The sequence below is a fragment of the Aggregatibacter sp. oral taxon 458 str. W10330 genome (genome assembly GCF_000466335.1).
GTDB lineage: Bacteria > Pseudomonadota > Gammaproteobacteria > Enterobacterales > Pasteurellaceae > Aggregatibacter.
On record NZ_KE952587.1, the window covers coordinates 9,236 to 20,661 of the forward strand.

The 11,426-nt window shown below is 43.5% G+C and carries 12 protein-coding genes; 4 read left to right on the top strand and 8 right to left on the bottom strand.

Annotated elements, in window-relative coordinates:
- The coding region (locus HMPREF9065_RS10275) for a zinc finger domain-containing protein (protein WP_304412282.1) at positions 1-80 on the top strand (80 nt) is incomplete at its 5' end.
- A gap of 8 nt (positions 81-88) precedes the next feature.
- Here the strand turns inward: HMPREF9065_RS10275 and mnmA are convergent.
- Complete coding sequence (mnmA, locus tag HMPREF9065_RS09230; RefSeq protein ID WP_021615135.1) at positions 89-1,243, bottom strand: tRNA 2-thiouridine(34) synthase MnmA; 1,155 nt, start codon at positions 1,241-1,243, stop codon at positions 89-91.
- A 135-nt stretch (positions 1,244-1,378) separates the two neighbouring features.
- A complete protein-coding gene (gene nqrM / locus HMPREF9065_RS09225) occupies positions 1,379-1,636 on the bottom strand; it encodes a (Na+)-NQR maturation NqrM (RefSeq protein WP_033002302.1) in 258 nt (85 codons plus the stop codon).
- Between the two features lie 159 nt (positions 1,637-1,795).
- On the opposite strand from nqrM, the gene HMPREF9065_RS09220 reads away from it, so the two are divergent.
- Positions 1,796-2,113 (top strand): DUF4298 domain-containing protein, encoded by a 318-nt coding sequence (locus HMPREF9065_RS09220; RefSeq protein ID WP_021615137.1) that lies wholly within the window; start codon positions 1,796-1,798, stop codon positions 2,111-2,113.
- A gap of 56 nt (positions 2,114-2,169) precedes the next feature.
- Here the strand turns inward: HMPREF9065_RS09220 and rluA are convergent, their stop codons facing one another.
- Together rluA and rapA are read right to left on the bottom strand one after the other, a co-directional pair.
- The gene (rluA, locus tag HMPREF9065_RS09215) at positions 2,170-2,829 is read right to left on the bottom strand and encodes a bifunctional tRNA pseudouridine(32) synthase/23S rRNA pseudouridine(746) synthase RluA (protein WP_021615138.1); all 660 of its coding nucleotides are present in this window, start codon (positions 2,827-2,829) and stop codon (positions 2,170-2,172) included.
- 2 nt (positions 2,830-2,831) lie between these two features.
- Entirely contained in the window at positions 2,832-5,690 is a 2,859-nt protein-coding gene (rapA, locus tag HMPREF9065_RS09210; protein ID WP_021615139.1) for an RNA polymerase-associated protein RapA, read from the bottom strand.
- A gap of 191 nt (positions 5,691-5,881) precedes the next feature.
- Between rapA and pnuC the strand changes: the two genes are divergently transcribed.
- Positions 5,882-6,571: a nicotinamide riboside transporter PnuC gene (gene pnuC, locus HMPREF9065_RS09205; RefSeq protein WP_021615140.1), complete on the top strand. Its 690-nt coding sequence runs from the start codon at positions 5,882-5,884 to the stop codon at positions 6,569-6,571.
- 93 nt (positions 6,572-6,664) lie between these two features.
- On the opposite strand, the gene apaH is transcribed toward pnuC, so the two are convergent.
- The 4 genes from apaH to pyrR all read right to left on the bottom strand — a co-directional run bounded on the left by apaH (position 6,665) and on the right by pyrR (position 9,979).
- Positions 6,665-7,492, bottom strand: coding sequence for a bis(5'-nucleosyl)-tetraphosphatase (symmetrical) ApaH (apaH, locus tag HMPREF9065_RS09200; protein ID WP_021615141.1), 828 nt, complete (start codon positions 7,490-7,492; stop codon positions 6,665-6,667).
- A 14-nt stretch (positions 7,493-7,506) separates the two neighbouring features.
- Entirely contained in the window at positions 7,507-8,370 is an 864-nt protein-coding gene (rsmA, locus tag HMPREF9065_RS09195) for a 16S rRNA (adenine(1518)-N(6)/adenine(1519)-N(6))-dimethyltransferase RsmA (protein ID WP_021615142.1), read from the bottom strand.
- Between the two features lie 78 nt (positions 8,371-8,448).
- The gene (locus HMPREF9065_RS09190; protein WP_021615143.1) at positions 8,449-9,372 is read right to left on the bottom strand and encodes a peptidylprolyl isomerase; all 924 of its coding nucleotides are present in this window, start codon (positions 9,370-9,372) and stop codon (positions 8,449-8,451) included.
- 70 nt (positions 9,373-9,442) lie between these two features.
- Positions 9,443-9,979, bottom strand: a complete 537-nt coding sequence (gene pyrR, locus HMPREF9065_RS09185; protein WP_021615144.1) for a bifunctional pyr operon transcriptional regulator/uracil phosphoribosyltransferase PyrR — start codon at positions 9,977-9,979, stop codon at positions 9,443-9,445.
- Between the two features lie 269 nt (positions 9,980-10,248).
- Between pyrR and HMPREF9065_RS09180 the strand changes: the two genes are divergently transcribed.
- Positions 10,249-11,289, top strand: a complete 1,041-nt coding sequence (locus HMPREF9065_RS09180; RefSeq protein WP_369751010.1) for an FAD:protein FMN transferase — start codon at positions 10,249-10,251, stop codon at positions 11,287-11,289.
- Positions 11,290-11,426 lie beyond the last annotated feature (137 nt).

Here is an 11,426-nt window from a genome sequence, read left to right on the forward strand (position 1 = left end):
CGTGCGGTACAAAAATTGAAAGTTTAATCATCGGACAACGAAACAGCCTTTATTGCCCGATGTGCCAGAAGAAAAGTTAACGATGTGATTACTTCAATTGCTGCTCGATGATACCACCGCCAAGGCACACCTCATCCAAATAGAACACCGCAGATTGTCCCGGCGTGACGGCAATTTGCGGCTCATCAAAAATGACTTTGATACTTTCGTCATCAATAGGCTCAATAATACAAGGCACATCCGTTTGGCGATAACGCGTTTTCACCGTACAACGCAACGGTTCACGAATCGGTTGGCGATCGACCCAATGCAATTGTTGCGCGATTAAGCCGGTAGAAAGTAACGCAGAATGATCATGCCCTTGCGCGACAATTAACTCGTTATTGACAAGATCCTTTTCCACCACATACCACGCTTCTTCACCAGCACCCTTCACGCCACCAATGCCCAAGCCTTTGCGTTGCCCCAAGGTGTGATACATCAAACCATCGTGGCGACCAATAATGTCGCCCTCGACTGTACGAATATTGCCCGGTTGCGCCGGCAAGTAACGGGCTAAGAAATCCTTAAACTTGCGTTCGCCAATAAAACAAATGCCGGTAGAATCCTTCTTCTTCGCCGTGATCAAACCTAAATCTTCCGCAATCGCACGTACAATCGGTTTTTCAATGTCCCCCACCGGAAACAAACTTTGTCCCACTTGCTTGCTGCTCAATGTATATAAAAAATAGCTCTGATCTTTGTTGGCATCCAAACCGCGCAATAATTGTGCGTTGTCATCTGCGCCGCGGCGACGAACATAATGCCCGGTAGCGATATAGTTCGCGCCTAAATCTTCTGCGGCATATTCTAAAAAGGCTTTAAATTTAATTTCTTTGTTACACAGAATATCCGGATTCGGAGTACGTCCAGCCTTGTATTCGCTAAGAAAATGCTCAAACACATTATCCCAATACTCCGCCGCAAAATTGATTTTATGCAGCTTAATGCCAAGCTTGTCGCACACCGCCTGAGCGTCAGCTAAATCTGCGGCGGCTGTACAATAATCGGTGTCGTCATCCTCTTCCCAATTCTTCATAAACAAGCCCTCCACTTGGTAGCCTTGTTGTTGAAGAATAAAAGCAGACACGGAGGAATCTACCCCGCCGGACATGCCACAAATCACTTTTTTCGTGGCATTTTCGGCAAGTTGTTCAGCACTTAAGGGTGCGAAATGTTGATTATAGGTATTTGAAATTAACATACGTCTCCCGTAACTTCGGTTAAGGCGAAGCACATTGGTGATAATGATTGAAAATCGCGGAATGACTTCTGCGACATAAATTAAGATTGCTGCACATTAAAATTTCTACATAAAGTGCGGTGGATTTTCAGTGAATTATTTCACTTCGTAAAATTGACTCTGCGCTTTGTTGGCGAACTTCTGCTCATATTCTGCCTTCGCATTTTCATCGCCGGCATCCAATTTAGACTGCAAGGTGTCGCAAGGTTTATCGCAATCGCAGGCTTTAGCAATCCCTAAAGACGATAAACCACCACAACTGCCTTTCAGTGCTTGGCGTTTCACAATATAGCCCAATGCCATGGCTAAAATAATCAGAAGAAAAATACCGAAAGTGACTAAAAATAATTTCATATTCGCTCCATAAACGATAAAAATAGACACCGCACTTTGGTCTTTCCTGAACCGCATTATAAAATACGTCCTGTGCAGCGTATCTCAAGGTGTCATTCTACAATGACTGACACAGGTTAGACTAGGTTTTATATCTATTCAAGCAATAAGGAAGCGATTATGTTACCCCAAAAACGGTTAGAACAAATTCAAGAAATGGAAAACCTTCTAGGTCAATCGGAAGCATTTTTACTTGAAGCGGAACAATTTTTAGAGAAATGGCAACAGATGTTACCGACGATAACCAAGTTAGAACATTATTATTTTGACGGCGACTGGCGACAAGATTATCAAGCCTATGAACAAGGTGAAATCCCGGAGGAGATGCCTTGTGGCGTATTAACCGAAGATGCGATATTCGATGTGGGTGTGACACAACGCTCATTAGCCATCAGCTACTTAAAACTGGTGGCGCAAATTTTAGATACGCCAAAATAAACAACCCTAATCGCTGCGATGTAGCCTCGCGCGCTTAAGCGATATACCGTAGCACCTTAAAAACCGACCGGCGCAGTGAATTCCATCGTTTCCCCGGTAATCGGATGTTGAATCTGCAGGCTTTCTGCGTGCAAGCAGAGGCGAGGCGATAACGCTTTGGCTTGCGGATGTGCGTAGAATTTATCACCTAAAATCGGATGCCCAAGCGCCAGCATGTGCAAGCGTAATTGATGGGAACGCCCTGTGATCGGCGTAAGCTTTACGCGTGTCGTATTATTGGGATAACGTTGTAAAACATCGTAAAACGTAACCGCTCTTTTGCCTCGTTCAAAGCAAATTTTTTGGCGAGGGCGATTTTCCCAGTCGCAAATCAGTGGCAACTCCACAACCCCATGATCGTGTTCCAGATGTCCCCAAACCAACGCCTGATAATATTTTTTCGGTTCGCGTTCACGAAATTGGCGTTTTAACTCGCGATCTGCCGCTTTGCTCAACGCAAACAACAAAATCCCGCTGGTTGCCATGTCAAGGCGATGTGCCGGTTCACAAAAACCGTACTTTTCTTTCACTCGCGACATGGCGCTGTCGTAATATTGCGGCTGATTGCCTGGTACGGAAAGCAGTCCACTTGGCTTGTTCACCACCGCAATATAATCATCGCAATACACCAAATCCAACCAAGGTTCCTGCGGCGGGTTATAGTCAATGAGAGCCATATTTATTCCTTATTGGTCACAATCACACGCAGGCAATCCAAGCGCCATGTGGCTTGCTGTAAGCATTGTCGCATTTGTTGTCGTTGCATCTGCAAGGTGTCAATTTCATCCTGACGGATATTTTTATTCACTTTTCGTAAGGCGATGAGACGAGTTAATTCTTCGTCAAGGTGTTGCAGTGCCTGTTGTTCGGCATTGGCGATAATCGCCTTGCTTTGCTGTGCCATTACCTTTTCGCCTTGCGTAATGAGTCTTTCGATATTCGGTCGCAACATTTTCACCACTTTATTCGCCATGTTGCGGTCCATCGGTTTGAGCTTGCGTTGAAAATGATCAAACGCCACTTGTTGCGCTAAGTCATTACCTTTGCTATCTAATAATAAACGTATCGGTGTGGGTGGCAGGAAACGCGTTAATTGTAAACCTTGCGGCGCTTGGGTTTCCACCACATACACTAATTCTAATAACAATGTACCCGCCGGCAGATGTTTATTCGGTAACAACGCGACGGCGCTTTTGCCGATATCGCTGGAGGTGATTAAATCAATGCCGTGGTAAATCATCGGGTGGTCCCACGTGAGAAATTCCAACTCTTCGCGCGCTAACGCCAGTTGACGGTCGAACGTGACGGTGACGCCTTCTTCTTTTAAGCCCGGGAATTCCGGTACCAACATGGTGCCTGTTGGGGTAATCACAATGGATTTTTCCCCTAAATCTTCTTGTTCCACGCCAATGACATCAAACAGATTTAACGAAAAATCGACCAATTCCGGGCTACCATCTTGTGCGGCAATCTCTTGTGCCAGCTGTTTCGCCGGCTCTCCACCATTCGAATTCAGTTCCAGCAACAGATCTCGGCCTTGTTCTAATTGCTGTTTTAAACGTAACCGTTCTTGCTGCGTGTGGTCAATTAAGGCATTTTGAGCGTCAAGTGCGGTCGGATTTTCCAACGTTTTTTGTAATGCTTCACCGAACTGCTCGAATAACAACGCGCCCATTGGGCAGGTTTCGTTGAAGGCATTTAATCCCAAGTGATACCAATCTGCCAACACCGCTTGTGCGCTGTCGGTAAAATACGGCAAATAAATCTGAATATCTTTGGTTTGCCCAATACGATCCAAACGGCCGATACATTGTTCCAACAAGTCAGGGTTTTCCGGCAAATTGAATAACACTAAACGGCTGGCAAATTGGAAGTTTCGCCCTTCGGAACCGATATTGGAACTGAGCAACACTTGAGCACCGTTTTCTTGTTGGGCGAAGTAAGCCGCCGCACGATCGCGCTCCACAATAGCCATTTTTTCATGGAATACGGCGCTGCGAATGCCTTCTTTTTCACGCAGAATCTGCTCCAACTGAATCGCCGTTCCGGCATAACTACAAATGACGAACACTTTTTCTTGCCGATGTTGTTTTAAAAAATCTATCAGCCATTGCACACGCAGGTCAAATTCCCACCATGACGTATTGGCATTGAGTTCGCGCATGAAATGTTCCGGGTAAAGGGCGCATTGCACAGGATGTTCACCAAGTGCCCTGAGGGTTTTAACGGCGTTTTCGTATTGTTTCGGCTGGAGTAGCGCAATCGGATGATAAATTCGTTTCGGAAAACCTTGTACGCTTTGGCGGGTATTGCGAAATAGTAAACGCCCTGTGCCGTGGCGGTCGATAAGTTGTTTAATGAGCGTTTCTTTATTCGTCCCATTGAAATTTATCTCCTCACCCAACAAGGCAGAAATAGTATTTTTTTCCACCGCACTTAAAGGCTTATCCGCCAATAACGCTTGTGCGGCTTCAGCAATCGGTTGGTAATGCTGTTGTTCTTCCAAAAAAGCGTGGTAATTGTGGAAGCGGTGCGGGTCGAGTAAATTCAGACGGGCAAAATGGCTTTGTTGCCCAAGCTGTTCCGGCGTCGCGGTGAGCAATAACACGGCGGGAATGTGTTGCGTGAGTTGTTGCACCAGTTGATATTCCAAACTCGGATTCACTTCGTCATACACCAAATGATGCACTTCATCGGCAATCAACATATCAAATTCCGCCGCCAAGAGTTGTTGTACTCGCTGCGGATGCTGCACTAGCCAGTCTAAGGCGCAAATAATCAGCGATTCGGTAGTAAACGGATTCACTTCCTCCTGCTCTTCTGTCGTGGCAAAATCAGCGCAACGTTCTTCGTCAAACAGCGAAAAATGCAAATTAAAACGACGCAACATTTCCACCAACCATTGATGTTGCAACGTTTCCGGCACAATAACCAACACGCGGCGTACCTTTTCGGCAAATAATTGCTGCTGCAAAATCATGCCGGCTTCAATCGTTTTACCTAAACCCACTTCATCCGCCAACAACACGCGTGGCGCAATACGCTGCCCCGCTTCTTTTGCAATGTGTAATTGATGAGGAATCAACCCGGCGCGGATACCACGTAAGCCCCGCAAGGGCGATTGAAATTGCGCTTTTTGGTATTGCAACGCTTGGTAACGCAACACGAAATGGTCGTTACGATCAATCTGTGCGGAAAACAGGCGTTCTTGCGGTCGGCAAAAAGAAATGCGATGAGCCAGGTCCATTTCACTGACGACACGGTCTTCCTTGCCCTCTTGTTGTACCAAATAGAACAGCAAGCCATTATTTTCCGCCACATTGAGTACTTCACCATGCCAACCTTCTACATGTTGAATCAAATCACCGATACGAAATTGCACACGATTTAACGGCGCGTTTTGTACCGAATAAATACGTTGTTCTTGTGCCGCAGGGAAATCAATTGTCACTTGCCGAAAATCCACAGCGCGAATGACACCCAAGCCTAAATTATTTTCCGTTTCGCTGATCCAACGCTGCCCAACCGCAAAAGTCATAATGCTCTCTCTACTGATAAAAAAGGCGCTATTTTAGCGGTGTTATTATGAAAAATAAACGATAAGAAAAACAACGATTGAACATAAAAGGCAAATTTATGTGATCCACCACTCAAAAAATGTAGCAGATAATTTACATTTTGGAAAATGCTACCTAAAATGACCGCACTTTATCCATTCGTGAGGTCACTATGAATTTACAATCGTATTTACATCAACTAAAAAAAGAACTTTTTTCCGATTGGAAACCTTTTGAAGTGTTTTGGCTATTTCTCTTTATTGCCGCACAAATTGTTGCTTTCGTATTAGATCCGCAATCGCCTTTAGCCATGATTTCCGGTATTGCCGGCGTGATTTGCGTGGTGTTCGTCAGTAAAGGGAAAATCAGTAATTATCTGTTCGGGCTGATTTTTGCCTACACTTACTTCTATGTAGCATGGGGCGAGAATTTCATCGGCGAAATGAATACCGTCTTGTATGTTTATATCCCAGCACAATTTATCGGTTATTTCATGTGGAAAACCCATATGCAACAAGAAAAGAGCGGTGCAGAAAGCGTTATTGCGAAATCACTGACGCTGCAAGGCTGGCTCATCCTTGCCACCACCGTGATTGTAGGTACGTTATTGTTCGTGCAAGCCCTTAATGCGGCAGGCGGCAGCTCCACCGGATTAGACGGTTTGACCACCGTGATTACTGTTTCAGCTCAATTATTGATGATTTTACGCTATCGTGAACAATGGCTTTTATGGATTTTGTTAAATATCCTTTCCATTGCCTTATGGGCAGAAACCCCAGCCATGTATTTAATGTATAGTGCCTATTTATTGAACTCGTTATACGGTTATTACAACTGGACGAAATTAATGAAACAAAAATAATCGTCTATGACTTGTAGCATACTAACGATTTATGCATAAAAAAATGTCGCAATATACTCTATCTATTGCGACATTTTTTTCTTCTGCTTACCACTAAAAATCACTGTAATTTTTGACCGCACTTTGGGTGAAATAGCGCTTATCTTCCCAGCGCAACAGGGTGAGGCGATTATTCCAAACACAGCCGGTATCGAGGGCATAAATATTCGGTGGCGTAGTTTCATCCACTAAGCTCGCCCAGTGACCAAAAACAATATTTTCGGTTTGATACAGCGGATTGTCTAAAGCAAACCAGGGTGCAAGGTTATCCGGCGCATCCTTAATAGGTAACTTACACGCAAAATCGAGACGATGATCCCGATAGCAAAAACGCATGCGAGTAAAGGCATTAATAATGTAGCGCAGGCGATCTAGCCCTTGTAAATGTGGCGACCAACGATCAGGCTGTTCCGAATACATATGTTCAATGAGATAGCGATAATCACCATGGCGAAGTACGTTCTCCACTTCATTAGCACAGGCTTTGGCGGTTGCTAAATCCCAATCGGGCGAAATACCCGCGTGCGTCATGACAAAATTTAGTTGTTCATGGTGAATCAATAAGGGTTGTTGACGCAACCAATGAATCAATTCAAAAAAATCCGGTGCGGCAAAAATCGGTGTAACACGATCACGCGGTTTGATTTTCTTAATCCCAAGTGCGGTAGAAATTAAGTGTAAATCATGATTACCTAAGACAGTGTAAGCGGCACTCCCCAAGGATTTAACGAAACGCAAACATTCTAGCGATTTATCACCGCGTGCCACCAAATCGCCGGTTAAATAAAGGGTATCTTGTGTTGGGTCGAATTTCACTCGATCCAATAACATCTGCAATTCGTCATAACAACCTTGTAGGTCGCCCACTAAATATATCGCCATTTTTGACCGCTCTTTTATGCTTCCGAATCCACTACATCCTCTTTACTCACCTCTGCCGGCGGGTTATCCGCCAGCCAGTTCGCTAAACGGGCATAATCCGCAATGCTAAGATTTTCTGCTCGCGCATTTAAATCGATGTTAAGAGCGGTCAGATTTTCAGGTAAAAATAAACCGGACAAGGCATTACGCAACGTTTTGCGGCGTTGATTAAATGCCTGAGAACAGACGCGATTAAGCCAATATAAATCTTTCACCGGGTGCGGCAGTGTGGCATGCGGGATTAAGCGAACCACGGCAGAATCCACTTTTGGCGCAGGTTTGAAGGCACTTGGCGGCACTTCCAACACCGGCATGACTTGGCAGAAATATTGCGCCATGATGGTCAATCTTCCGTAAGCCTTGCTGTTCGGCGCGGCACATAGGCGTTTCACCACTTCTTTTTGCAACATGAAATGCATGTCTTGAATAATGTGATGATATTTAAACAAATGGAACATTAACGGCGTAGAAATGTTATACGGCAAGTTACCAAACACGCGCAGTTTTTGACCTTTCTCTGCCAAATGCTCCTGTTCATAAAGAGAGGAAAAATCAAACTGCATGGCATCGGTTTCGATGACATTGAGTTTTTGATGTAAAAACGGGTGATGGCGTAAGCGTTCCGCCAAATCACGGTCAAGCTCTAATACGGTCAAATGCTCCACTTGCTCCGCAACGGGCTCTGTCAATGCTCCCAAGCCCGGGCCGATTTCCACTAAAAATTGATTAGCTTGCGGATAAATCGCCGCCACAATATTTTGAATCACATTGTTGTCGTGCAAGAAATTTTGCCCGAATCGTTTACGCGCCGTATGGCCTAAATGCTTTTTGGAATTCATTGAATAAGATCTTATAAAAATAACGAAAAGTGCGGTGTATTATAAAGCAAAATCCCGACCATTGGGTCGGGATGATGATTAATTTAAGTATTTAATGTCGGCGCGTTTACGCAAGGCCTGAACCCAGTCGCGGGCAGAATCTTGTAATTGTTGATTCACAATTTGCTCATAGGCCTTTTGACGATACGCTTCTTCGGTGCGATCCCCTTGGCGAGTATTCGTTACCTCTAAAATATGCCAACCAAATTCCGTTTTAAATGGCGCACTGATCTCGCCTTTTTTCGCGGTACGAATCGCTTGACTGAATGGACCTACATACGCTTCCGGAAAGGCATAACCTAGGTTTCCGCCGTTAGCGCCAGATAGATAATCTTTAGAATATTTCAGTGCTGCCTCAGCAAATGTCATTTTGCCGGAAACAATATCCGCTCGAATTTGTGTTAATTGCTTTTTCGCTTGCGCATCATTTAATAATGGATTTAGTTTCAATAAAATATGACGGACTTCATATTGTGTTCCCTTCACATTTTCCATTTTCCCTTTCGCTTTTGCTTCTTTTTGCATTTTCTCCGCCAGTTCTTCCACTTGCTCACGCGTTACATCAACGCTTTGGCTAATAGCATGGTTACGAACCTCTGCCATTAACACTTGTTGAGCAATCTGTTGGCGATATGCGTGGTAGTTAATCCCTTGATAATCAAGGGCATCCAACAACTGACCAAACGTTAATCCGTTTTGCGCAGCAATGCCTTCGATAATCTGATCAATTTTCGCTTCATTGACTTTAACACCGGACTCTTTTACCGCTTGATTAACCAACATATCATTAATCACTTTATCAATGGCCGCTTGACGGCTGGTTCTCTTATTGAGTATCGGCTTAATTTGACTTTCCAATACCGGCACACCATTAACCGTTGCCACCACTTTTTCTTCGGCTTGCACCTGTGTCGCCATAGCAAAGAAAGCCAGCGCAACAGAAAAAATAAACTTAAAATTCATAGAGTAATATTCCTTAATCAGATTAAATGATGCTGTTTAGAGTATTAATTGACTTAAAGGTTCACGAAGGCTATTTAGACAATAATGCGACTTCGTAACATTGATCAAACTGTTTTGTACGAACTTGAATATTTTCATTACGGCTGGTAGGGACATTTTTGCCCACATAATCCGCCCGAATAGGCAATTCACGGTGACCACGATCCACAAAGATGACTAACTCAATCCGAGATGCTCGTCCAAAATCTGTCAGTGCATCCAATGCCGCACGAATAGTACGACCGGTAAAAAGCACATCATCTACAAGAATAATCTCTTTATTCTGAATATTCATTTGCATTGATGCACCTTTATAAATTGGAGACATTTCCTCTTCTATCAGGCTAAGATCATCACGATAAAATGTAATATCTAAATCAAACGATGGCACATCCACTTGTGTTAACGCCATAATCTTTTGCCGGATCAATTCGGCAATTTCGGCACCACGGCGTTTAATCCCAACAATCACTAAATTATCCAGCGTTTGATGCTTCTCAATAATCTCATGAGAAATCCGTGAAATCGTTCTTAAAAACTGATTTTCATCAACAATAATTTTTTCCATAAGTTGTTACATAAAAAGCGTAGTCAAAACGGGCGCTATCTTAACATTTTTCAATAAAGTGCGGGCAAAAAATATCCTCATTTTTAACCGCACTTCATATGCTTTAAGTTTAATGATCAATGATAAGTCTACCTTAATCAGACACCTTCTTGTACAATGCGAAGAATCTTTAACTTTTCATTACGTTGTTTGGCTAAAATGAGCTAAACATCATCAACTCGAGGATTACGATGCAACTTACCCCTATTATGTATGGATTATTCGCCACAATGACTATCACATTAACGGCTTGCGATAAACCACAAACACCGGTAGAAAACACATCACTATCAACCCCAAAAGCTGAACAAATTGTTGCCCTTGCCGGGGAAACCATGGGAAGTACCTACCATATCAAATACTTAGAAAAAAATAATTTCCCGGCTTCGCCTAAACAAATCCATGAAGATATTGAAAAAATTCTTGTGGATGTTAATGCTAAAATGTCTACTTATATCAAGACCTCTGAGCTAAGCCAATTTAACCAAAATACACAAACCCAAACACCAATCGAAATCTCTTCTGATTTAGCCAAAGTGATCAAGGAAGCAATTCGGCTTAATAAGCTCACACAAGGGGCTTTAGATGTTACCGTTGGACCGGTTGTCAATCTTTGGGGATTTGGCCCAGAAAAACGCATAGAAAAACAACCCACAGAAGAACAACTTGCAGCACGTCAGGCTTGGGTTGGTATCGATAAGTTAACACTTACTGAAAAGGCCGGAAAATTTTACCTTACTAAAGCCATTCCAGAACTGTACGTTGATCTTTCTTCCATCGCTAAAGGATTTGGTGTTGATCAGGTTGCAGATTATTTGGAAAGTCTTCAGATAGAAAATTATATGGTCGAAATCGGTGGGGAAATCCGTGCCAAAGGACATAACAGTGAAGGTAAGCCATGGCAAATTGCAATTGAGCGACCAAGTTTCGATGGATCACAAATTGCTCAGCAAATTATTGGTATAAAAGATTTAGCTATGGCAACTTCCGGTAATTATCGTAACTATTTTGAACAAGATGGTATTCGCTTTTCCCATGAAATAGATCCGCATACCGGTCGCCCAATTCAACACGCGCTCGCCTCAATTACTGTTTTAGCACCTAGCTCCATGACTGCCGATGGCCTCTCTACGGGCTTATTTGTCCTTGGAGAACAAAAAGCAATGGAAATAGCTGAACAGGAAAACTTACCGATATTCATGATTATTAAAAAAGATAAAGGCTACCGCACGGAAATGTCGAGTGCATTTAAGACGTTATTAGAACAATAGTAAAAGCAAAATTAATCTTGACCTTAGCATCATCCTACTCATCAGAGGATGATGTTGATTCTCTCTCCAAATCATTCTCCCTCCCCCACTTTATCCCCCAGTTTCCCCGAAAAATCAAAAACCCCTGACGTTCTCAC

Bases quoted from the DNA above. Each gene is read 5' to 3' on its own strand.
- mnmA (WP_021615135.1), bottom strand. From the start codon at position 1,243: ATGTTAATTTCAAATACCTATAATCAACATTTCGCACCCTTAAGTGCT.
- nqrM (WP_033002302.1), bottom strand. From the start codon at position 1,636: ATGAAATTATTTTTAGTCACTTTCGGTATTTTTCTTCTGATTATTTTA.
- HMPREF9065_RS09220 (WP_021615137.1), top strand. From the start codon at position 1,796: ATGTTACCCCAAAAACGGTTAGAACAAATTCAAGAAATGGAAAACCTT.
- rluA (WP_021615138.1), bottom strand. From the start codon at position 2,829: ATGGCTCTCATTGACTATAACCCGCCGCAGGAACCTTGGTTGGATTTG.
- rapA (WP_021615139.1), bottom strand. From the start codon at position 5,690: ATGACTTTTGCGGTTGGGCAGCGTTGGATCAGCGAAACGGAAAATAAT.
- pnuC (WP_021615140.1), top strand. From the start codon at position 5,882: ATGAATTTACAATCGTATTTACATCAACTAAAAAAAGAACTTTTTTCC.
- apaH (WP_021615141.1), bottom strand. From the start codon at position 7,492: ATGGCGATATATTTAGTGGGCGACCTACAAGGTTGTTATGACGAATTG.
- rsmA (WP_021615142.1), bottom strand. From the start codon at position 8,370: ATGAATTCCAAAAAGCATTTAGGCCATACGGCGCGTAAACGATTCGGG.
- HMPREF9065_RS09190 (WP_021615143.1), bottom strand. From the start codon at position 9,372: ATGAATTTTAAGTTTATTTTTTCTGTTGCGCTGGCTTTCTTTGCTATG.
- pyrR (WP_021615144.1), bottom strand. From the start codon at position 9,979: ATGGAAAAAATTATTGTTGATGAAAATCAGTTTTTAAGAACGATTTCA.
- HMPREF9065_RS09180 (WP_369751010.1), top strand. From the start codon at position 10,249: ATGACTATCACATTAACGGCTTGCGATAAACCACAAACACCGGTAGAA.